The organism is Marinomonas sp. SBI8L (assembly GCF_001624705.1).
Taxonomy (GTDB): domain Bacteria; phylum Pseudomonadota; class Gammaproteobacteria; order Pseudomonadales; family Marinomonadaceae; genus Marinomonas.
This window is the reverse complement of the sequence record NZ_JSEO01000001.1, coordinates 255,624-277,722: the sequence shown is the minus strand read 5'-3', so window position 1 is coordinate 277,722 and position 22,099 is coordinate 255,624. Positions and strand designations below refer to the sequence as shown.

Here is a 22,099-nt window from a genome sequence, read left to right as displayed (position 1 = left end):
ATCTTTAGGAACAAGCTCGTCAATACAGACGAACTCAAGAGAAGACTGAGTTTGGGGGCGAGAATTAAGCATGGCTTATTATAAAAAATCCCCGCCTAGGTTGGCGAGGACTTTGTCAGCAGTCTGAAAAGCCAAACTTATGTTTGGCTTTTTTATTTAGAAAAGGCTAATAAAGGTTTGTAAGCATATTGTTTCTTATGTCAGAATGCTGAAAGTGAAAATAATAAAATGGAATGAATTGAATGAAAGTATCAAAGATTTTAGCAACAGGTTTATTAGCGCTTTCTCCACTTGCAGTCATGGCTAACCCAGGTTGTGGTATGGGGTCTCAAGTTTTTGATGGTAGCAAAGGACTTTTTACTCACTTATTTGCACTGACAACTAACCAAACAGGTGCTGCTTACTCTATGACATCTGGCACATCCGGTTGTGATACTTCTAAACCTATTGTGGCTGCAACAATCTTCATTGATCAGAATATGGAGCAAATTGCAGAAGACATGGCTATGGGTGACGGTGAAGTTGTATTTGCTTTGACAGAGCTACTTCAGGTGCAAGAAAAAGAAGCTTTTATTAATCTGATGCAAGAAAATTTCGACCAAATTTATACTTCTGACAGCATGACTGCAGAAGAAGTTATGCAGAATATCCAAGGTGTTGTGATTGCTGCCTAACATGTAAAACAAGCAGTTAAGGAACTCAATAGTCGACTCCCCCTTTGTTTGGCTATTGAGCGACTTATGCTTCCTAGGCTAGTTTGAGACTAGCTGTATCTCCCTTCTTATTTATCACTTCTACTAAATATTTTTTCGGTCTCTTCTGGTCTGATTAATAAAGGAATGAAAATACATTATGGTGCGCTCCGCCTTATTAAGATTGAGACTAGCTCAAGCTGTTTTTCTCTCTTTATTCGTCTTTTCTCATTCTGTAAGTGCAAATGAAAGTGAAGCTCGTTCCTTATCTTTGCAAAAGAACGATTTAAGGCAAAAACTCATTCAAATAGCACTCGATCAAAATTTGTCTCAGGCACCTAGGTGGCATAAGTTGCTGCATTACAAACCTGATTGGCAAAAGGGTCATGAAAGTATTGTTGATGATGAAAGTTTTTTTATATCAAATCTAGGTAAATACAGACCCGAATTAGAGCTAGTGGCCAATGTTGAACTCTTTTTGAGTGAGCAGGAAGCAGACAAAGACACAGCTTGTCATTTTCCTGCTAGAAATCGATTTTTATACGAGGCGCTGACCCCAAGGTTAAGTGAGCAGGATAAGGCTTTATTAGCAGAAATAGGTTTTGATGGTAAATCATCTTACTGTCAGGAATATTTGGTTTGGCGAAATGAGAATCCAGTTGAGCAAGCTTGGCTTATTTTTCCAACAGCTTTTTTGAATAGCCCTTCTTCAATGTTTGGCCACACCTTGTTGCGTTTAGATTTAAAAGGCAAATCCACCCTTTTATCCAAATCAATTACCTATGCAGCTCATGCGGAAGATGACCACTATGGTGCTATGTATGCGATAAAGGGGCTTTTTGGTGGGCACCCAGGCTATTTTTCTATTCTGTATTATCATAAGAAAGTTAAGGAATATACCCGTACTAATAACCGTGACATATGGGAATATCAGCTTAACCTGAATGAGGATGAGACTGATTGGATTATGGCGCATTTGTGGGAACTGCAAGAGGTTAGGTTTGATTACTACTTTTCGACACAGAACTGTTCTTACCAGTTATTAGCTGTTTTGGATGTTGCTAGGCCTGAGCAGGATCTAACCGCTGAATTTGATTATTTGGCGATTCCTGTTGATACCATTCGAGCGTTAGAAAAACGAGAATGGATTGAGAAAAAACAGTTTAGACCATCTGAAAATCGCTTGTTTTACACATATCTTCAGCATTTGAGCCAAGCAGAGAAAGATTTGGTATTTGATTTACAGGAAAACAAATATGAGTCACTTGCTGAGCAAATAAAATTATTGCCCCGTGATAGGCAAAGGCTGGTGTTAGAAGCGGCTTATAAGCTCATAACACTCAGGGGGAAAGATGCGAAAAACAAGAAAAAACGATTAGGTCTACCTCTTCTAAGAGCGAGGAGTAAACTGGGTAAATCAAGTGATGAATTGCAAGTTACACAACTTGTGGCACCTGAGAAAGGGCATTTAAGTCAAAAGCTGAGCCTAGGTTTTGTAAATACGAGTGAGCAAAATAAAGGTGTACTCGATTTAAAACTCACTCTGCATAGTTTGGATGACCCTGTTTATGGTTTTGATAAAGGTTCACAGATTAACTTCTTACAACAAAAAAGTGTATTTGATGAAAATGACATCAAACTTGAAAGTTTTGATCTACTCAATATTCGATCTTTGACGCCTTCAGATAAGTATCTAACCCATACCGCTTGGCAAGTAAGTACGGGTTTAGAGAGACATCTTATGCCTGATGATAGTCGTAGACTTAATAAACAAGTCGTCGCAGGCTTTGGCCGTAGTTGGCGTTTTAATCAGCTAGATATGTATGCTTTGTTTGGTGGGCAGCTAGAGGGTTCAAATGAGTTTCAAGATTATTTGGAATTTGCGCCTAAAGTCGATGTCGGCTTGCTATTGCAAAATGATGTCTATACTAGTGAGTTACACGCTAGCCAATATCGTTTTTTAAATGCAAAGTTTAGCCGGATGAAGCTGCGCTGGACGGGCAGTTGGACTTGGCAGCAAAATCAAAGTATTAGTGTAAATGCCGAGCGTGAAGAAATATTAGGTAAAACGCACTTTAGTCAATTCTCTCTACAATATAATCATTTTTTCTAAGTGAATTTTCATATCTTAAAAATTTCATAGAGTAAAAAGTGACAATGAAATGAGTGGGCTTAAAAAAGAGTGGGAAATGGGGCTCACTAAATGGCATCTAGGCTTGCTATGACTGGGCCTAGGTCATACACTAAGCCCCTATTTTATTAAACTCAATTTTTCGTATTTTGAGACCTGTAATTACTCAAAAATACCAAATTGAACCTCATTTAGGAGTAAATAAGTAATGTCTGACGTGAAGAAGGTTGTTTTAGCCTATTCTGGCGGCCTGGACACTTCCGTAATCGTGAAGTGGCTTCAAGAAGAGTACCAGTGCGAAGTAGTCACTTTCACCGCTGACCTAGGTCAAGGTGAAGAAGTTGAACCAGCACGTGCTAAAGCACAAGCGTTAGGCATTAAAGAAATTTACATCGAAGACCTACGCGAAGAGTTCGTACGCGACTTCGTATTCCCTATGTTCCGCGCTAACACCATTTATGAAGGTGAGTATCTACTAGGTACATCTATTGCTCGCCCACTTATCGCTAAGCGATTGATTGAGATCGCTAATGAGACAGGTGCTGATGCAATCTCACACGGCGCAACCGGTAAAGGTAATGATCAGGTTCGTTTTGAACTAGGTGCTTATGCACTTAAGCCTGGCGTAAAAGTGATTGCGCCATGGCGTGAATGGGATCTAACTTCACGTGAGACTTTGATGGCTTACTGTGAAAAACATGAGATCCCAGTTGATTTTTCTACGACTAAGAAAAAATCTCCTTACTCTATGGATGCTAACCTTCTACATATCTCCTACGAAGGCGACATGCTTGAAGATCCATGGACAGAAGCTGAATCTGACATGTGGCGTTGGTCTGTATCTCCAGAAGATGCACCTGATGAAGCAACTTATATCGAAATCGGTTACGAAAAAGGTGACGCTGTTTCTATCAATGGTGAAGCATTATCACCTGCAACGATTCTTGAGCAATTAAACAAGATTGGTGGCGCGAATGGTATTGGCCGTGCTGACATCGTTGAGAACCGTTTTGTTGGCATGAAAGCACGTGGTTGTTATGAAACACCTGGTGGCACCATCTTGCTTAAGTCTCACCGTGCAATTGAATCAATCACGCTAGATCGTGAAGCTGCTCACTTGAAAGATGAGATGATGCCTCGTTACGCGAAAGTGATTTATAACGGTTTTTGGTGGTCTGAAGAGCGTAAGATGATGCAGGCTATGATCGATGCTTCTCAAGAGTTTGTGACTGGTACTGTTCGTCTTAAACTATACAAGGGTAATGTTATTGTTGTTGGTCGTCAGTCTCCTTACAGCCTGTTTGATAGCTCTATTGCAACATTCGAAGATGATGCTGGTGCTTACGATCAAAAAGATGCAGCTGGTTTTATTAAGCTAAACGCATTGCGTATGCGTATTGCTGCTCAAAAAGGACGTTCTTTCCTTAAAGATGAAGAATAAGTTCCAATAGGGCTCAATTGCAGTAAGCAAGACAGTCTGATATTTGCACCTCTAAAGGAATGCAAATAATAAAAACGCCTCGTTACTCATACCAGTAGGTAAAAGATAGCGAGGCGTTTTTCTTTTTTATGTACTCAAGCTTTTGAACTTGAGTATTATTAAAACTAATGTTTCAATCTATGCACTTTTGTTATTTGTAGTAAAATAACAAGCTTAACAGATAGATAATAAAGAGGATGTGCGCCATGACGATTTATAATTTCGGCTCGATTAATTTAGATCACCTTTATCAAGTTGATCACTTTGTTCGACCTGGTGAGACCATGGCCTCTACCCAGTACCAGCTATTATTAGGCGGAAAAGGGGCTAACCAGTCGGTAGCCTTAGCAAAAGCGGGTGCGGATATTAAACATGTTGGTGCTATTAATAGTGCTAACCAAGATATTTTGATGCAGTTGTCAGAATTGGGTGTGAATACGGATTTAATCGCGCAAGTTCCTGAAGCAACAGGGCACGCTATTATTCAGCTTAATAAAGAAGCTGAAAATGCCATTATTTTATTTCAAGGCGCCAACCATGCTTTAACGGAAGCACAAGTCGATTCTGTTTTAGCACAAGCGAGCTCTGATGATTGGGTGTTATTGCAAAACGAAACTAATCTTGTTGCATATACCATTGAGAAAGCTCACGAACTCGGTATTAAGGTTGCTTTTAACCCAGCTCCTATGGATGCAGATTTAACGCGTTCCGTGCTTGCTTGCGTTGACTTGCTTATCGTCAATGAAGTTGAGGCTATGGATTTGATGCAAGTCACTAGCATTGATGACGCAAAAATAAGCTTGGCAAATACCTATGCTGATCTGGCCATATTGATGACACTAGGAAGTGATGGAGTACGTTATTTAAATGCTGGGCAAGATGAGTTTGTGCCTGCGTTTAAAGTAACGGCACAAGATACGACGGCGGCAGGTGATACCTTTATAGGTTTCTGCTTGGCTGCATTAACAAACAATCTAACTATGACGCAAGCCATGCAGCGTGGCTGTGCTGCTTCTGCAATCTGTGTCACTCGTATGGGGGCCGCGCCAGCTATTCCAAGCATTGAAGAGGTTGATGCTTTTTTACAAGAACACGCCAAATAATATTAGTAGGCAAAAAATAAAAGCCGCTAAAACAGCATAGCGCGATAAAAAGAGGAAACGGGAAATGACACGTAAAATTATTATAGATACAGATCCTGGTATTGATGATGCTATGGCCATCTTTTTTGCTTACAAAGCAAAGGGGATTGAAGTACTGGGTTTGACAACAACCTTTGGTAATGTGCCAGTTGAGAAGGCGACAGAAAATGCGCTGACATTAAATGAGGTTGCAGGTGTATCCGTTCCTGTTGCTAAAGGTGTGGCGTTACCATTAGAAAGAGAGCCGTTACCTCATCCTGACTTTGTCCATGGTAAAGATGGTTTTGGCAATATTGACTGGCCAGCATCGACAAACCAGCCTGTTGCTGAAAGTGCTGCTGAGTTTATTGTGAATACAGTTAAAGCACATCCTGGTGAAGTCACTATTGTGGCTTTAGGGCCATTAGGCAACTTAGCAACGGCGCTTGAGCTAGACCCTGAAATTGCTGGTCTTGTGGATGAAGTTGTGCTTATGGGTGGTGCTCACCTTGAGTATGGCAATGTCACTCCTGTAGCTGAAGCAAACATTATTAATGACCCAGATGCAGCAGATATCGTGTTTACAGCTAATTGGCAAGTGACCATGATCGGCCTTGATGTGACGCATCAGGTGCTGTTAGATAATGAAAGGCTCGCTCGTATCAAACAAGCTAATCCTGTTGAAGGGGACTTCTTGATGCAAGCTGCTCAGCATTACATTAATTTCTATGGTGAAACATTTGGGGTTGAAGGGTGTTATTTCCATGATGCATCAACCATTGCTTATGTATTGCAACCAGAGCTTTTTGGTTTAGAGCTGGGTACTGTACGTGTAGCCTGTGAAGGTATTGCTATCGGGCAAACTATCGTTGCGCCAGAAGGAAAAATTTTCCCAGCAGAAGCGTGGAAGAATATTCCAACCTCTCAAATATGTATGGAAGTTGACAGTGAAAAGTTGCTAGCACTTTTCGAAGAAACTTTATCTAACTAGTTCCTGAGTAATACACTTTTCTAAAAGTGTATTACTTGATCTGACTCTTAGTAAGTATGGCTATAGATTATACTTACTTTGGCTCACTCTCTCATTTTGCTACCTAGGTGTAGCTTTTATTCCTCTATCAAGAATCTTCCCCAATAATCCCTGAGTTTGTCTTTCAAAGATAAAATTGGGTCGGGATTCGAGTTATCTTCTCCCCATAAAAGCGAATAATGATAGTTTGCCCTAAGGCAGGATCTGAAGCGTGACCTAGCGTATCTAAACGGGGACCAGCCCAGCTAAATACGCCTTATTTATGAGGGATAGTTAATCATGTTTATGGCACTTGTATTTGCTTTAAACCAGATCTTAAGCCATGGTTTTGGGCTTTTTCTTTTTGCAGCACTTGTGCCTATGATGCGTGAGGACATCGCGATTACGCATTGGCACCTTGCTTTAGTTGGCGCTTTAACCCAAATTGCTTATCTTGCCGGAGCACTATTGCTTGGAGCGATAGGACCTAAGGTAGGCACTTCACGTTTATCTGTGATTACTGGTATTACAACGACGTCATTGTTAATGAGTTTATCCATCATTGAAGACCCTGTGCTTATTATCATTTTGCTTTCAATCATGGCAGCGAGTGCTTCAATCAGTTGGGGAACCATAGTTGAAATCATCAGCCGTCATGCTAACCCTAACCAATGCGCTACTTTTTTAACGACGGCATCCAGTGGAACGGCTTGGGGCTATGCAATTAATGGTGGCTTGATCCTTTTTATTGTGCCGCTTTTAGGTTGGCAAGCGAGTTGGTTGATTGCCGCTTTATTTGGCGCACTAGTTATGGGGTTAACCTGTTATTTATTACTAAAGCTTAAAAAAGTGGAAGTAGAGCTTGAATCCCATAGTGACGCTAAAGCCAATGTTAAGCGTAAAACGAGTCAAGAAGCCTTATCCTTTAAAGCCTTACTAAGTACGGTTGTTAATCATCCTGTTGCCTTTTTTGCCTGTGCTGTTTGCTTATTTGTTGGTTTTGCCACCATGCCATTTGCGAACTGGCTCAATACCTATTTAGATAGCCTTCATTTACCTGCTGAGCTGGGTGGCTACACTTGGACGACTGCCGGTATAAGCGGCATGTTCGCGGGTTTTTTAATTGGGAAACTGGCGGATACTAAAGGGCACCCTAACGCGCTTATGCTGATTTTTAGCGGCTTTTTTGTTTGTTGTTTAGCTTTTTTGTATGATGCCGCTTTCTTTGCACCTGTGGCTGGATTTGGTTATGGCTTGATGTATTTTCCCATGTGGGGAGTGATTGCAGGTTGGGTAAGCCAATCATTTAATGCAACTGCTACCATGCAAATTAATGGTATTTGCATGGTTTCATTTGGCTTTGGTGGTACAGCAGGTAATCTTTTAGCTGGCTATATTTTCGATATAACTCAGTCTTTAGACTTGGTTTATATGATTATTGCAGCGGATGCATTTTTGTTAGTAATGTTAGGACTCTATATTATCCAGCATCAAAAAAGAGCGGCGGTTGCCTCTTTACAAACTGAATTAGGCTAGGTGCTTGATACGTTAGTTAAGCATGGGCCTTTACGAATTTCTCTATAAAGTCACTGTCTTCTTGTTTGATATTTTCAAAATGTAGTTTGATATAGTGCTTATCATGTTCATTTAAGACATCTAAATCCATCGCGCAAATTGCTTTAATATGTCGGCTTTCTCCTTCATGAATGGCATCTAGCTCTAACATTATTTTGGGAGAGCCTATTAAGGCTTGCGGAATCTCAACTTCAACTTGTTTATTGGAAATATGAGTGCAGTGAAGAGGGAGATACTTGCCATTTAATAACTGCATTCTTCCTGTCCAAAAGCAGCGAACATAGGCTTGTGAGGTTTTCTTAGCCATGCTAACCCTTAACGTTTAAAGATTAATAATTTTTATATTCTAACCTTAAGTGACAGGGTTTTAGTGCTTTTTAAGCATTTTTATGACAAATCGCAAAAACTACTTTTTCTAGAAGTAAAAGCTGGCTTAGTATTTTAACAAACTAATTAAAAAGCCCCACTTAGTTAGCAGGGCTTTTTCTGGCTAGTTTAATGCTAGTCTGTTTCTTTCATTGAGTCTGCTAGTGCGTTAATCATATTATCCATTTCATTTTTACTGGTTGAAAATGGAGGTGCCATTTGAATGGTGTCACCACCATAACGAACATAAAAACCTTTTTCCCACATGCGCATGGCAACTTGGAAAGGACGCTTGCCTGGCTCGTTATCAACGGGTGCTAAAGTTAAGCCTGCTGCAAATCCATAGTTTCTAATGTCTGTCACCATGTCACTGGTGGCAAGCTGGTGGACGCAATCTTGGTAGGTGTTGCTCATTTCTTTAACACGGCCAATTAAGCCTTCTTCTTCCAATTCATCAAGTGCTGCGAGTGCGGCAGCACAAGCTACTGGATGGGCGGAATAAGTATAACCATGAGGGATTTCAAGTTGGTAATCTGGGCCACCGTGCTCCATAAAGGTGTCATAGATTTCTTGTTTAAAGGCAACCGCTCCCATAGGAATAGCCCCATTAGTGACCTGTTTTGCCATGACGATAGCATCAGGTGTCACACCAAAAGCTTCAGAACCTGTTTTGGCTCCCATGCGACCAAAACCTGTGATGACCTCATCAAAAATAAGCAAAATGTTATGCTGATCACAGATTTCACGTAAACGGTTTAGATAGCCAACAGGAGGAATAATGACTCCAGCAGACCCTGACATAGGCTCGACAATCACAGCGGCAATATTAGATGCATCATGTAAAGCAATCAGGTTAATAAGTTCTTCTGCTTTGTGTGCACCTTGTTCTGGCATGCCTTGGCAAAACTCGTTACCTGCCACTTGTGTATGAGGTAGGTGATAGGACTCTAACCCTTGGCCGTAAAGAGCGCGGTTAGCTGGAATACCACCGACACTAAAACCGGATATCCCTGCGCCATGGTAACCTTTAGCACGGCCAATAAATTTGGTTTTAGTCCCTTGGCCCTTTTTGCGCCAATAAGCTCTCGCTACTTTTAAAGCTGTATCAACAGACTCAGAGCCTGAACCGGTAAAGAAAACACGATTCAATCCTTCTGGCATATATTGTCCGATTCGTTCAGCTAGCTGGAAGGATTTTTCATGGCCAAACTGAAAGGCTGGAGAGTAATCTAGTTGTCCCATTTGCTGGCTAACAGCTTGGTTAATGCGCTTAACATTGTGGCCAAGACCACAAGTCCATAAACCAGATAAACCATCAAAAATTTTACGACCGTCAGCATCGGTATAATAATTACCATCGGCGCTTTGGATAATTCTTGGATCTTGTTTAAATTGACGATTGCCTGTGTAGGCCATCCAGTGTGCATCAAGTTGAGCTTGAGTAAGTGTTGATTTAGCAATATGTGTCATGGCCCTATCCTATAAAACTGAATCTGTCTGTGTGCGAATAGGGTCAGTATTCAATGTCATGAAAGTTTATTAAATTCATTGTTATTTATACTTAGTTAAGTAAAAAATTAACTAAGTGATGGAAATATTTGGAGGAAAGTATAAGAGGGCTGCTGTTCGTTAGTAGCAAAATCAGGCAAGCTAAAATTAACTTACCTGATAAATCTAACTTGAGATTAAAGGGACTTGAGTACTTTTTGAGATATCTCTTTTGGTAGCCAGACCTGCCACAATTCTGGATACGTTTCAAAGAAGTGGTACATTGCTTCTTCACTGTCTGCCTGATTATCTTCCATCCAAGCAAGTAACTTACTCATTTGGCGATTATTAAAACTTCGCTTACTTATGTATTCATAAGCAGGAGGAGAATTAATAGCAAAGGACTCTGTGGTAATGCTATATACGGGTGATGCCGGATACATGGTTGCCTTAGGGTCAAGGCAATCTGGTTGAGTAATACAGGTTTGGTAACCCTCAATATCTGTTCCTGTACCAAAGTCCACTTTGACCATGTCGTATTTACCTAGCACTTCCGTTGGCGACCAGTAATAACCAAACCAAGGCTCTTTTCTTGTAAAGGCCTTAGCGATAGATCCTGATAGACCTGCTGCGGAGCCCGGGTCGACAGTCTCAAAGCCTGCTTCTTCTAAGTTTAAAGACTTGAATAAATTTTCAGTGGTAATTTGGCATACCCAGCCAGCTGGACAAGAGTAAAAAGCTGATAGTTCAGAGTCTTCAGGGTGCGTAAAGATATCAGCATTTTCCTTTATACCTGCTAGCGTATTAATATTTGGATATTCATCGAGTAAATAAGCAGGGACCCAAAAGCCTTCTTCACCACCTTCTGATAAAGAACGACCTGCTTTACGTAGACGTTTTTCAGCAATACCTTCTGCAAGGGCTTCTTTGCTGCCATTCGTCCAAAATTCTGGAGCGATATCCGGCTGGCCTTTATTCAGCATGGAAGTAATGGTTGGAATGCTATCACCTGGGATGAGCTCGGCATCGCAATCAAACCCTTGATTTAAAATATATTGGTCAATATGTGCCATTAAGCTAGCAGAGTTCCAGTTCATATCTGCGATCGTGATATTACCGCATTCCTCAGCTTGTAAACTGCTTGAGATAAGAGCAAAAAATATGAGTGACTTTTTCATAGTATTTTCTTTTAAAAGTGAATAAAACAGGGTTGTAATGGCGAAATTCTACGCTTGATAGATGAATAATAAGAGTAAAATTAAGTTAAAACTAATCAAGGCTAAGCTGATTCTAATGAAGCTAGGTTTTACTGATTTATGATGTAATAAGGTTTGAGCGAACAAAGCGCCGGGCCAACCACATAAGGTGATCAAAAGAAATAACGTTGTTTCTCGAATACGTCTCTGTGATCTGATTGACGCCTGCTTGTCGAAGGCAAAAAAGACGAAGGTGACTAGGCTCATTATGAAGTACAGAAATACAAGGTGCCAACTTAATACGGATACAAGAGAGAGGAAAGTCAGTAAGAATAAAAATACTGTAGCGAAAATGAGTCTTAGCATAAATATTAAATCTATCTTACTTTGAAAATTTGTTTGTGTGTACTTGCTAACCTTACTTCGCCTTTAAATAGGCTTTCTCAATAAAAGGTTTGTTGTAATTAAAAGGTTAGATGTTAAAAATACCTTACTATTCTAAATAGGGGTGTTACAAAGAAAGGTATTGTTTAGCTGAAATGACATACTCAGTCCTTGAGTAATAAGGGCGTTAGGTGCTGGTTTTTTCTTTGAATTCACATAGATCTTCGATCAAGCAGGCATCGCACTTAGGCTTTCTGGCAACACAGATATAGCGGCCATGTAAAATCATCCAATGGTGCGCATCTAGCAAAAACTCTTTAGGTACAAATTTCATTAGCTTTTGCTCTACTTCTAGCACATCTTTACCTGGGGCAACTTTAGTACGATTCCCAAAACGGAAGATATGAGTATCAACTGCCATGGCGATTTGCCTAAAAGCTGTATTTAACACGACATTCGCTGTTTTACGGCCAACTCCTGGTAGAGCTTCTAAAGCTTCTCGTGTATCTGGTACCACACTATCGTGCTTTTCAACCAAAATACGGCATGTTTTGATTGTGTTTTCTGCCTTAGCATTAAAAAGGCCAATGGTCTTGATGTACTCTTTTAAGCCATCTACACCAAGGTCCAGAATAGCTTGAGGAGTGTTGGCCACAGGAAAAAGCTTACGTGTGGCCTTATTAACACTCACATCCGTAGCTTGAGCTGATAATAGGACTGCAATAAGAAGTTCGAACGGGCTTGAGTATTCTAGCTCTGTTTTAGGATCTGGGTTTTCTGCTCTTAAACGGCTAAAAATTTCATGGCGTTTGGCTTTGTTCATTTTCTACTCTAGCTTCTTCTAAGACTTGTTAGCCTGTTACTCTAACACGACGATCGACGGCTTCGGTATCTGCCTTGTTCTTTTCTGCTCGCTCTTTTGCTTTTTCATCCCAACTGTTTTTTAAGGCGATGAGCAAACCAAGACCGATAAAAGCACCAGGTGGCAGAATAGCAAAAAGAACATCCGGGTAATCAGTGAAAACTTCTATTTTCCAATTAACTGCAACATCACCGAGTAAAAGCTGCATGTCAGAGAATAGCGTCCCTTGGCCAATCAACTCTCGCATAGCGCCAAGTATGACAAGTACTGCCATAAAGCCTAACCCCATCATCAAGCCATCGAGGGCAGAAGGGATAACTGGATTTCTTGCTGCAAACGAGTCTGCACGGCCTAAGATGGCACAGTTAGTGACGATTAACGGGATGAAGATACCTAGAATTTGATAAAGCTCATAGGTATAAGCCTGCATGATCAATTCGATTGAGGTTACAAATGAGGCAATGATCATGACAAAAGCAGGTAAACGGACAGCATCTGTTACATAGTTACGGATTAAGGAGACCGCTATGTTGGCGCCGATTAATACAACCAAGGTAGCAAGTCCTAAACCAATCGCATTGACCACAGTGCTGGTGACGGCCAATAGAGGGCAAAGACCCAATAGCTGGACCAGTGCTGGGTTATTCTTCCAGATACCGTTGTAAATAATTTCACTGTAATCAGGCCCAGTTGTCGCTGGCGTTTCTGCCTGTGTTTCAGCACCTTCTGCTTCAGTGTTTAGTTCTGTTTCTATCGTACTCATAAGCTGATTCTATCTTGTCTTAGAGGTTATAACTTAATCAGTTCATCTTTATGTTGATGAAAATATTCTAGTGTGTTTTTGACACTTTTCACTATGGCTCTTGGTGTGATTGTCGCGCCAGTGAATTGATCAAAATAGCCATTGTCTCGTTTTACTTTCCATTGCTTTATATCCAAGTTCTCAAAGGATTTATTTTCAAACGAGCGCATCCAGTCAGACTTTTTCATATCAATTTTATCACCAAGACCTGGTGTTTCTTGATGGCGAATTACACGGCTTCCTGTGACAACACCATCGCGGTTAATTGCGACAAGTAAAGACATGCTACCGTTATAGCCACCTGGTGCAATGGACTCGAAAATAATGCCAGAGAATTCACCATTAACACGGCCTATGTAAGCAAAGCTCGCCTCTTTAGTACCAAGTAGTAGGTCTGGCTCAAGGGTTACTTGGCTTTTATATAGGTCATTATCATAATATTGATCAGGCAAAATCTCGCTAAACGCTGCTTGTTGCGCTTGCAGAACATTACTTTCAATTCGCTCTTGAGTTACTTGCTGTGTGACGGCGATAAGTCCGGCTGTCACTATGGCGAAGATGCCTAACCCGATACTATTTTTACGGATAGAACTAATCACTTCCATTACTTGTTAGCTCCTGTTTTTAAACCTTTCTTGGCTTTCTTATGGCCATAGGTTCTTGGTTGAGCATAATAATCAATAAAAGGTGCGGCAAAATTCATTAGTAGCACAGCAAAAGCAACACCATCTGGATAGCCACCCCAAGTACGTATTATGTAGATTAGAAGGCCGATTCCTACACCAAAATACAGTTTGCCTTTATTACTTGTACATGACGACACAGGATCTGTTGCAATTAAGAAAGCACCGAACATGGTGGCGCCTGTGGTGAGATGGAACCAAGGTGTTGCGGCATTACTGATGTCGATTATGAAGAAGAAACCTGAGATAACAGCTAGAGCAGCCAAGATAGCAGCAGGTGCATGCCACGTAATGATGCGTAAATAGATTAAAAATAAGCCGCCAACTAAGTAGGCTAGATTAACCCATAACATGGCATCTAAATTAGCTTGGCTCAGGGCTTTTACACTAGCAAAAGCTTCTTCGCTCATTAAGCCTTCTTTGTGTTTGAAAGCATCAAGCGGTGTGGCCATGGTATAAGCATCAATATTTGCAATGCCTGATGAGAAAATGGTTTTAATACTATCGACAAATGGCAGAGTTTGCTGAGCAAGTGATAACTCAGATACTGTTAGCCATTGGGTCATAGGCACAGGGAAAGACACCAGTAAGAGGGCATAACCTACCATAGCCGGGTTGAAAGGGTTATTACCTAGGCCCCCATAAAGTTGTTTACCTACTATCACAGCAAAAGCCACACCTGTGACAGTTAGCCACCAAGGAACAATAGGTGGAATGGCTAATGCTAATAATAAGCCTGTTAGAAGGGCGCTATAATCTTTAAGGAAGAAGCTTAAGCTACGCTTTCTAAGTTTTAGAACTAAGGCCTCACTGGCAAGCGCTGTGACAATAGCGATCATGACATTGATTAAAGTGCCATAGCCAAACAGCCAAGTTTGTACTAGCAAACCTGGTAAAGTAGCTAAAATCACCATCTGCATAACCCATGATGTACGGTGACCTGCACGTTGTGTGTGGGGCGATGTAATCCTTAATAAGGCCATTTAGTCTTTCTCTTGCACTGATAGATCATTTAATTTTGCCAAAATACGTTGAGCTTGTTTTTGCTCAATACGCACTTGGTCCATTTCTATACGAATAGCCTTTGTATTATCCGGTTCTTTGTCTAAACGTATTTGTAACTTCATCAATTTTGCTTTTGCCATGGCAGCCGCAATTTTTTGTTTTTTACTTTCAGCCGCTCTTTCGCTTTCATTTAAGTGTTCAAAGCTTGGAAGCTCAGGAAGTAAGTCATCAGGCTTAGGTTTAGCAGTAGGCACAGGCTTGGTTAAAGGTCCACGTTTAGCGATGCGTTCTTGCTCGGCCTTAAGTGTGTCTTCTTGATCCATTTGGCTTTCAACTTGGGCCAATAGACGCTCTTTTTCTGCTTTTTCTTGAGGTAGATTCGTGGCAGTGATGTCCGCTTCACTAGCACCGTCATCTTGCATACGCCTTATGGATAGCAAAACTTTATTGAGCGCTGCCTTTGCCATCGCATGCTCAATTTTTAATGATTTCTTGGAATCAGATATTGAGCTTGCTTTAGGTTCTGGTTCAGATGCTGCTTTTATGTTCTGAGTAACGTTTTCACCTGAAATAGCGGCTTTTAAGTTCTCTGCTAATTGCTCTGCGCGGGCAAGGCTTGCTTGGTGCTGGCTAGTTAAATCAGCTAACTCATCAAGTTCCAGTTCTTGTGCTCGTTTAACCGCTTTTTCGATTTTAGCGGCTGACGCTTTTGCCATAGCGGCTTCTATCTTAAGCTTTTTAATTTCGACGTCGCTTAAACTCGTTTTGGGCTCAATGTCAGCTTTTGCACTTTTTATCTCAGGGTTAGTTGAAGGCTTAACTTCTTCCTTCTCTGCTTGAGGTTTTGTGTCAGGTGCGTTTAGAGTATCTAGAGCGTTTTGTGCCTCTTCATGCTTAGTTTCTAGCAGCTTAACCTGATCAATTAAATCTTGATTATCTGGCTCTTCTACAAGTTTCTTTTGTACCTTTTTAAGTTTGGTACTCGCCATAACAAGCTCTATTTTGGCTTTTTTGAGTGCTTCTTTTGAGGCCGCAGGCACTGCTTTTACCTCTTGGCTAGCAAGCTTTTTTGATTCCGCTTTTTCTTCAGCTTTTTGTTCTGAGGTAATTTCCGCTTTAGGTGAGCTTGTGATCGCCTCTAATGCAATTTGAGCCTGTTTCGTTTCTTGCTCAAGCGTTTCAACTTGTTCTTTAAGCGTTTGGTTGTCTGAATCTTCAGCTAGCTTTTTCTGCGCTTTCTTGAGCTTGGTACTCGCCATTGCAAGAGCGATTTTAGCTTTCTTTACTTCGTCCGATGCAGGGATAGGCGCTGCTTTTGCTTCTTTAACCGGTGCGACAGCATTTGTATTATTAAACTTGTCTAACCTAGCCTGAGCATTTGACTGTGCGGCTTCTTGCTGACTGATTTGCGCTTTTAAATCTTCGTTTTCAGGCTCTTGCTCTAATTGTTTATTTAACTTTTTAAGCTTAGTGCTAGCCATAGCTAGGTCGATTTTTGCTTTTTTCAAATCGTCGCTATTTACTTGTACCGCAGGCTGGTTGACACTCGACTCTTTCGGAGCCGTGTTTAATTTATCAAAATCGGCTTGTGCACTTGCAACTAGCTTCTTTTGTTCTGCTAATTGGGTTTGTAAATCGCTGTTAGATTCATCTGCAGCTAGCTGTTTTTCTAGCTTCTTAAGTTTTGTACTCGCTATGGCAAGGTCGATTTTAGCCTTTTTCAAGTCAGCACTTATGCCTGAGCTTGTTTTTGCTGCAGGCGCTGCTTGGGGCGTTTCGCTATTGGCTTTGTCTAATGCCGCCTGTGCTGTTTTTACCACAGCTTCTTGTTCACTGATTTGTTGAGCAATATCAGTATTAGTGTCATCTTGACTGAGTTGTTTTTGTAACTTCTTAAGCTTGGTACTGGCGATCGCAAAATCGACTTTTGCTTTTTTAACGGCATCACTGACAGCGGGTTTTGCTGTGCTAGGCGCTGACGCTTTGGTTTTTGTATTAGTTACTGTATCTAATTTTGCAAGAGCTTGTTCTAGCTCAGATACCACAGCTTGCTGTTCTTTTTGTGCCTGAGTTAGGGTATTAATTTGCTCAAGATCAGCCGCCTCTTGCGCTTGGGTTAGCTGCTTAGTCGTTTTCTTAAGCTTGGTATTGGCAATCGCAATATCAATTTTAAGCTTTTTAATCTGGGCTTGATTATCGTCTTTGGCTTCCGCTTTTGGCTCTGCTTTAGCTTGCGCTCGAGTTTTAGCATCTTCGTTTGCACTTAAATCCGCTGCACGTTTCGCTGCGCTTGCTGCCGCTTTAGCACGAGATGCCAAACGTTTAGCTTCTTTTTCTGCTGCTTCGGCTTCGATACGAGCCTGTCTTGCTTCGAAGCGAACTTTAGCGTGATCCGATTTAACCGCAGCTTCTCTTGCTTCTCTAATGGCACTTTTTGAATGACGGTAGTATTGCACTAGGGGTATGCTACTTGGACAAACATAAGAACAAGCACCACATTCAATGCAATCGAATAGGTTATGATGTTCGGCTTTATCATGCTCTTGGCTTTTACTAAACCATAATAGTTGCTGAGGTAATAAGCTTGCAGGGCAAGCTTGTTCACACATACCACAACGAATACAAGCTTGCTCAGGAGCCGGTGTTGGCAGTTCTTGTTTACTGGCCGCTAGAATACAGTTACTGGTTTTTACCACAGGAACCTGACTATCCGTGATGGTGAACCCCATCATAGGGCCGCCCATGACCAAACGCTCAAGTTGCTTACTATTAAAAGCGGCATAATCTAATAAGTGCGCGATAGGAGTACCTAACAAGACTTCAACATTCTGAGCTTGGCCCATAGCATCACCTGTTAAGGTGGTGATACGTGAAATAAGGGGCTTACCTTGATAAATGGCATCATAGATAGCAACGCAGGTACCTACGTTCTGGCACATAACGCCAATATCAGCAGGTAATTGACCACTAGGGACTTCCTTACCTGTAATTAGCTGAATTAGCTGCTTCTCACCACCAGATGGGTATTTGGTTGGCATAACAACCACATCAATTGTTGCTTTGGTACGCTCAATTTCGTCTACCAAAAGCTTAATCGCCGTTTGCTTATTATCCTCTATGCCTATGATGGTTCGTTCAGCTTCAATTAAGGTTTGTAATACTTGAATACCCTTAATTAACGCTTCTGTTTTCTCTCGAATAAGCATGTCATCTGCTGTTATGTAAGGTTCACATTCAGCCGCATTGATAATAAGTTCGTGTATCGTATGCTTGGTCGCACCAGCAAGTTTTACTTGAGTCGGAAAACCTGCACCGCCCATGCCCACTATGCCCATTTCAGCAAGGTGTGCAACGACATCGGCTTTGGGAAGCTCTAACCAGTTATCCAGTTGAGTTAACTCTGTCCAGCTGTCGTTCCCGTCAGGTTGTAATTCAATACATACTTCATCTAAACCAGAAGGGTGAGGTACTCCATGATAGTCAATGGCAAGAATTTCGCCTGAGGTAGGAGCGTGTAGAAAACTACTCAAAAAGCCATTGTTGATCGCAATTGCCTGACCTTTTAAAACCTTATCGCCGACCTTAACTAAAGGCTTTGATGCCTGACCAATGTGCTGGCCAAGAGGTAAAATAAGACGTTCAGGCAGTGATGGACGGCCTAAGGGCAGTTGCAGTGACTGTGTTTTATTTTCTGGTGGGTGAATGCCACCATGAATTTGAAACTCGGCCTGGTGTAAGCTCATTAGTGCACCTCCGTGAAGGGGGGTTTATCAGTTGCAATAATTTGCTGACTTGAAAGGGCAACACCAGCGGGTTGTTGCCAAGACCAATTACGAGAGGTCACTGCTACTTCTACCATATCAATACAATCTACTGGGCAAGGCTCAACACATAGGTCACAGCCTGTACATTCATCACTTATTACTGTGTGCATTTGTTTTGCTGCACCTAAAATGGCATCCACAGGGCAAGCTTGAATACACTTAGTACAGCCAATACATTCATCTTCACGAATAACGGCAACTTGTTTTTTCGGCTCTTCTGCAGCATCTCCATCAAGTGGAATCGCTTCTACATCCAATAAGTCAGCTAAAGCTTGGACTGTTGCTTGGCCGCCTGGTGGACAGCGGTTAATTGCTTCGCCGTTTGAGATAGCTTCTGCATAAGGGCGACAGCCTGGGTGCCCACATTGTCCACATTGAGTCTGAGGTAAAATAGCGTCGATTTGTTCGACGATTGGGTTACCTTCAACATGGAACCTCACATTGGCATAACCTAGTAAGGCACCAAAAATAAGACAAAGAAGAACGAGAATGCCAACGGCTAAAATGATAGTTGTCATCGCCAGCTCCTATATCTGCACTAGGCCAGTAAAGCCCATGAAAGCAAGCGCCATTAGGCCTGCTGTGATCATGCCAATTGCTGAACCTTTAAATACACTAGGCACATCAGCAAAGTTGATGCGTTCACGCATAGCAGAAAAGAGAATTAAGACGAAAGAGAAACCGATTGCAGCACCAAAACCGTAGAGAATCGATTCAACAAAACCGTTTTGTTTACTGATATTTTGTAGCGCAACACCCAGAACAGCACAGTTTGTTGTAATTAGTGGAAGAAACACCCCTAGTACTCGATACAAAAGAGGGCTGGTTTTACGTACGACCATTTCGGTGAATTGCACTACAACTGCTATCACTAAGATGAAAGAAATGGTTTTTAAGTACTCAAGCCCAAGAGGCTCAAGAATAAATTCGTAAGTTAAAAAACTACATAAGCTGGATAAGGTAAGGACAAAAGTAGTCGCTAGCGCCATGCCGATAGAGGTTTCAAGTTTGCTTGATACACCCATGAATGGGCAGAGTCCAAGAAATTGCACTAATACAAAGTTATTTACCAATATGGTACTAACAAGTATCAAGAGATATTCAGTCATGGCTTTTTAGTTAGCTCTTTAAAGTTGTGTAAAAGAAAGTAGCAAAAGTAGAGATCGCCTAATTTTATAGGGGCAATGATACCAAGCTCTATATAAGTAACAACAATAATAATTCGATTTTATAGTCTAATTTCGAATAAGTATAATTGGATTCATAAATATAGAAATAAGCCTCAAATGCGGTTTCGCGTTTGAGGCTTATGACAAATCTGAACCAGACTTGGTTATTTTAGTGCCTTTGCCATTTTATGAGTCTGGCAAAGATCACTTTTAAGGTTTTTAGCCTTAACTACATAACACGCATGCCTGGTTTTGCACCCGCATGAGGCTCTAATAACCAAAGCTCATCCCCACCTGGGCCTGCTGCTAAGACCATACCTTCAGATAACCCAAATTTCATTTTACGTGGTGCAAGGTTTGCAACCATAACCGTATGTTTGCCTTCTAAGTCTTCTGGCTTGTAAGCTGATTTGATACCAGAGAAAACAACGCGAGTTTCACCACCAAGGTCTAAGGTTAGCTTTAATAGTTTGTTGGCTTTCTCAACATGCTCAGCCTTAGCAATAAGAGCAATACGCAGGTCAACTTTAGCAAAATCGTCAAACTGAATTTCGTCTGCGATTGGATCCTTGCTTAGTTCAGTTTGTTCTTCTTTCTCAGCTGTCTCTTGGCTTTCATTTGCTGCTGCTTCAAGAGCGGCTTCGGCTTTACCTTCTTCAATCATGGCATCAACTTGCTTTTGGTCGATACGCGCCATTAGAGCTTTAAACTTATTCACGCTCTTACCAAAAAGAAGCTCTTCACGGTTATCCCATGTTAGCTCTTTACCTAGGAAGGCTTCGGCATCAGTCACCATGTCTGGCAGAATAGGTTTTAGATAAGTCGCTAGAATGGAGAAAAGGTTAAGTGACACAGTACATACTTCTTGTACCTTAGGTAGCGTCTCTTCATTTTTAGCTAAAACCCATGGTGCTTGATCGGCAATATAGGTATTTGCAACATCAGCAAGGCGCATGATTTCTCTGATACCTTTGCTGTATTCACGATTTTCAAAGCAGTCAGCAATCATGTCACCAGCATCAATGAAAGATTGGATCATTTCAGCTTCACTGACTTCTGTTGCAAGTTGATTATCAAACTTCTTATTGATGAAGCTTGCAGTACGACTGGCAATGTTAACCACTTTACCAACAACATCAGAGTTAACTCGTTGAATGAAATCTTCAAGGTTTAGGTCAATATCGTCAGGTGTTGCATTTAACTTAGCAGAGAAATAGTAGCGTAAGTATTGCGGATCAAGATGATTTAAGTAGGTACGTGCCTTGATGAAAGTACCACGAGATTTAGACATCTTCTTGCCATCAACGGTGACATAACCATGAGCATTGACCGCCGTTGGTGTACGATAACCTGCGCATTCAAGCATTGCAGGCCAAAACAGCGCGTGGAAGTTGATGATGTCTTTACCAATAAAGTGGTAAAGCTCCGTATCTGATCCTTTAGCCCAGTAATCATCAAAGTTTAAACCGTCAGTGCGATCACATAGGTTTTTAAAACTCGCCATGTAGCCAATAGGTGCATCTAGCCATACATAGAAGTATTTGCCTGGTGCATCTGGAATTTCAAAACCAAAGTAAGGTGCATCACGACTGATGTCCCACTCTTGTAAGCCTGAGTCTAGCCATTCAGCCAGTTTATTCGCAACTTGATCTTGCAGTGTGCCACTGCGAGTCCACTCTGCTAAGAAAGCTTGGAACTCAGGCAGTTTGAAGAAATAGTGCTCCGACTCTTTTTCAACAGGTGTTGCTCCCGAGTAAACTGATACTGGGTTAATCATTTCCATTGCTGTGTATGTGGCAGAACAAACTTCACAGTTATCGCCATACTGATCTTCGGCTTTACATTTTGGGCAAGTGCCTTTAATGAATCTGTCTGCCAAGAACATTTCTTTTTCTGGGTCGAAAGCCTGAACAATTGAGCGAACTGCAATCTTGTCGTTATCTCTCAAAGTTTTATAGATATGACTTGATAGCTCACGGTTCTCTTCTGAATGAGTTGAATGATAGTTATCATAGCCAATCATGAAATCATTAAAGTCAGCCATGTGCTCTTGACGAACGCCTTCGATCAACTGCTCCGGTGTTTCACCATTTTTGTCAGCTTTGATCATGATGGCTGTACCATGGGCATCATCTGCACAAACTGCCGTACATTGATTGCCTCTTAGTTTTTGAAAACGCACCCAAACATCTGTTTGTATGTGTTCTAGCATATGGCCTAAATGGATAGAGCCGTTGGCATAAGGCAGTGCGCTAGTAACAAGTATTTTTCTTTGTGATTGAGCCATATAAAAGCCTATTTGATTCGTAAAA

Annotated in this window: 18 protein-coding genes; 6 read left to right on the top strand and 12 right to left on the bottom strand. The window is 41.3% G+C overall.

Annotated features, from left to right (window positions below):
* The first annotated feature begins 242 nt into the window (after positions 1-242).
* The 6 genes from OA91_RS01205 to OA91_RS01180 all read left to right on the top strand — a co-directional run bounded on the left by OA91_RS01205 (position 243) and on the right by OA91_RS01180 (position 7,969).
* Complete coding sequence (locus tag OA91_RS01205) at positions 243-674, top strand: DUF3015 family protein (RefSeq protein ID WP_063338390.1); 432 nt, start codon at positions 243-245, stop codon at positions 672-674.
* A gap of 178 nt (positions 675-852) precedes the next feature.
* A complete protein-coding gene (locus OA91_RS01200; protein WP_063338391.1) occupies positions 853-2,805 on the top strand; it encodes an Lnb N-terminal periplasmic domain-containing protein in 1,953 nt (650 codons plus the stop codon).
* 226 nt (positions 2,806-3,031) lie between these two features.
* Positions 3,032-4,264 (top strand): argininosuccinate synthase, encoded by a 1,233-nt coding sequence (locus OA91_RS01195; RefSeq protein WP_009832246.1) that lies wholly within the window; start codon positions 3,032-3,034, stop codon positions 4,262-4,264.
* A gap of 245 nt (positions 4,265-4,509) precedes the next feature.
* The gene (locus OA91_RS01190) at positions 4,510-5,406 is read left to right on the top strand and encodes a ribokinase (RefSeq protein WP_063338392.1); all 897 of its coding nucleotides are present in this window, start codon (positions 4,510-4,512) and stop codon (positions 5,404-5,406) included.
* A 64-nt stretch (positions 5,407-5,470) separates the two neighbouring features.
* Positions 5,471-6,415 (top strand): nucleoside hydrolase, encoded by a 945-nt coding sequence (locus tag OA91_RS01185; RefSeq protein ID WP_063338393.1) that lies wholly within the window; start codon positions 5,471-5,473, stop codon positions 6,413-6,415.
* A 318-nt stretch (positions 6,416-6,733) separates the two neighbouring features.
* The gene (locus tag OA91_RS01180) at positions 6,734-7,969 is read left to right on the top strand and encodes an MFS transporter (protein ID WP_063338394.1); all 1,236 of its coding nucleotides are present in this window, start codon (positions 6,734-6,736) and stop codon (positions 7,967-7,969) included.
* Between the two features lie 16 nt (positions 7,970-7,985).
* On the opposite strand, the gene OA91_RS01175 is transcribed toward OA91_RS01180, so the two are convergent.
* The 12 genes from OA91_RS01175 to metG form a co-directional block, all read right to left on the bottom strand.
* Positions 7,986-8,315: a hypothetical protein gene (locus tag OA91_RS01175; RefSeq protein ID WP_063338395.1), complete on the bottom strand. Its 330-nt coding sequence runs from the start codon at positions 8,313-8,315 to the stop codon at positions 7,986-7,988.
* A 194-nt stretch (positions 8,316-8,509) separates the two neighbouring features.
* Entirely contained in the window at positions 8,510-9,844 is a 1,335-nt protein-coding gene (locus OA91_RS01170; RefSeq protein WP_063338396.1) for an aspartate aminotransferase family protein, read from the bottom strand.
* 215 nt (positions 9,845-10,059) lie between these two features.
* The gene (locus OA91_RS01165) at positions 10,060-11,040 is read right to left on the bottom strand and encodes an ABC transporter substrate-binding protein (protein WP_063338397.1); all 981 of its coding nucleotides are present in this window, start codon (positions 11,038-11,040) and stop codon (positions 10,060-10,062) included.
* A gap of 48 nt (positions 11,041-11,088) precedes the next feature.
* A complete protein-coding gene (locus tag OA91_RS24810; RefSeq protein WP_063338398.1) occupies positions 11,089-11,325 on the bottom strand; it encodes a DUF1294 domain-containing protein in 237 nt (78 codons plus the stop codon).
* Between the two features lie 304 nt (positions 11,326-11,629).
* Entirely contained in the window at positions 11,630-12,265 is a 636-nt protein-coding gene (gene nth / locus OA91_RS01155; protein WP_063338399.1) for an endonuclease III, read from the bottom strand.
* A 28-nt stretch (positions 12,266-12,293) separates the two neighbouring features.
* The gene (locus OA91_RS01150) at positions 12,294-13,067 is read right to left on the bottom strand and encodes an electron transport complex subunit E (RefSeq protein ID WP_082827727.1); all 774 of its coding nucleotides are present in this window, start codon (positions 13,065-13,067) and stop codon (positions 12,294-12,296) included.
* A 26-nt stretch (positions 13,068-13,093) separates the two neighbouring features.
* Positions 13,094-13,711, bottom strand: coding sequence for an electron transport complex subunit RsxG (gene rsxG / locus OA91_RS01145; RefSeq protein WP_082827726.1), 618 nt, complete (start codon positions 13,709-13,711; stop codon positions 13,094-13,096).
* On the bottom strand, positions 13,711-14,772 hold the full coding sequence (gene rsxD, locus OA91_RS01140) for an electron transport complex subunit RsxD (protein ID WP_063338400.1): 1,062 nt from the start codon (positions 14,770-14,772) through the stop codon (positions 13,711-13,713). The genes rsxG and rsxD overlap by 1 nt, the downstream gene beginning before the upstream one ends.
* Positions 14,773-18,537, bottom strand: a complete 3,765-nt coding sequence (gene rsxC / locus OA91_RS01135; RefSeq protein WP_063338401.1) for an electron transport complex subunit RsxC — start codon at positions 18,535-18,537, stop codon at positions 14,773-14,775.
* Positions 18,537-19,136 (bottom strand): electron transport complex subunit RsxB, encoded by a 600-nt coding sequence (rsxB, locus tag OA91_RS01130; RefSeq protein ID WP_063338402.1) that lies wholly within the window; start codon positions 19,134-19,136, stop codon positions 18,537-18,539. The genes rsxC and rsxB overlap by 1 nt, the downstream gene beginning before the upstream one ends.
* A gap of 9 nt (positions 19,137-19,145) precedes the next feature.
* Entirely contained in the window at positions 19,146-19,727 is a 582-nt protein-coding gene (rsxA, locus tag OA91_RS01125; RefSeq protein WP_046018872.1) for an electron transport complex subunit RsxA, read from the bottom strand.
* A 289-nt stretch (positions 19,728-20,016) separates the two neighbouring features.
* A complete protein-coding gene (gene metG / locus OA91_RS01120) occupies positions 20,017-22,074 on the bottom strand; it encodes a methionine--tRNA ligase (RefSeq protein ID WP_063338403.1) in 2,058 nt (685 codons plus the stop codon).
* Between the last annotated feature and the right edge of the window lie 25 nt (positions 22,075-22,099).

What these genes read in the sequence shown, in the direction of transcription:
- OA91_RS01205 (WP_063338390.1), top strand. Translation starts at nt 243, where the DNA reads ATGAAAGTATCAAAGATTTTAGCAACAGGTTTATTAGCGCTTTCTCCA.
- OA91_RS01200 (WP_063338391.1), top strand. Translation starts at nt 853, where the DNA reads ATGGTGCGCTCCGCCTTATTAAGATTGAGACTAGCTCAAGCTGTTTTT.
- OA91_RS01195 (WP_009832246.1), top strand. Translation starts at nt 3,032, where the DNA reads ATGTCTGACGTGAAGAAGGTTGTTTTAGCCTATTCTGGCGGCCTGGAC.
- OA91_RS01190 (WP_063338392.1), top strand. Translation starts at nt 4,510, where the DNA reads ATGACGATTTATAATTTCGGCTCGATTAATTTAGATCACCTTTATCAA.
- OA91_RS01185 (WP_063338393.1), top strand. Translation starts at nt 5,471, where the DNA reads ATGACACGTAAAATTATTATAGATACAGATCCTGGTATTGATGATGCT.
- OA91_RS01180 (WP_063338394.1), top strand. Translation starts at nt 6,734, where the DNA reads ATGTTTATGGCACTTGTATTTGCTTTAAACCAGATCTTAAGCCATGGT.
- OA91_RS01175 (WP_063338395.1), bottom strand. Translation starts at nt 8,315, where the DNA reads ATGGCTAAGAAAACCTCACAAGCCTATGTTCGCTGCTTTTGGACAGGA.
- OA91_RS01170 (WP_063338396.1), bottom strand. Translation starts at nt 9,844, where the DNA reads ATGACACATATTGCTAAATCAACACTTACTCAAGCTCAACTTGATGCA.
- OA91_RS01165 (WP_063338397.1), bottom strand. Translation starts at nt 11,040, where the DNA reads ATGAAAAAGTCACTCATATTTTTTGCTCTTATCTCAAGCAGTTTACAA.
- OA91_RS24810 (WP_063338398.1), bottom strand. Translation starts at nt 11,325, where the DNA reads ATGAGCCTAGTCACCTTCGTCTTTTTTGCCTTCGACAAGCAGGCGTCA.
- nth (WP_063338399.1), bottom strand. Translation starts at nt 12,265, where the DNA reads ATGAACAAAGCCAAACGCCATGAAATTTTTAGCCGTTTAAGAGCAGAA.
- OA91_RS01150 (WP_082827727.1), bottom strand. Translation starts at nt 13,067, where the DNA reads ATGAGTACGATAGAAACAGAACTAAACACTGAAGCAGAAGGTGCTGAA.
- rsxG (WP_082827726.1), bottom strand. Translation starts at nt 13,711, where the DNA reads ATGGAAGTGATTAGTTCTATCCGTAAAAATAGTATCGGGTTAGGCATC.
- rsxD (WP_063338400.1), bottom strand. Translation starts at nt 14,772, where the DNA reads ATGGCCTTATTAAGGATTACATCGCCCCACACACAACGTGCAGGTCAC.
- rsxC (WP_063338401.1), bottom strand. Translation starts at nt 18,537, where the DNA reads ATGAGCTTACACCAGGCCGAGTTTCAAATTCATGGTGGCATTCACCCA.
- rsxB (WP_063338402.1), bottom strand. Translation starts at nt 19,136, where the DNA reads ATGACAACTATCATTTTAGCCGTTGGCATTCTCGTTCTTCTTTGTCTT.
- rsxA (WP_046018872.1), bottom strand. Translation starts at nt 19,727, where the DNA reads ATGACTGAATATCTCTTGATACTTGTTAGTACCATATTGGTAAATAAC.
- metG (WP_063338403.1), bottom strand. Translation starts at nt 22,074, where the DNA reads ATGGCTCAATCACAAAGAAAAATACTTGTTACTAGCGCACTGCCTTAT.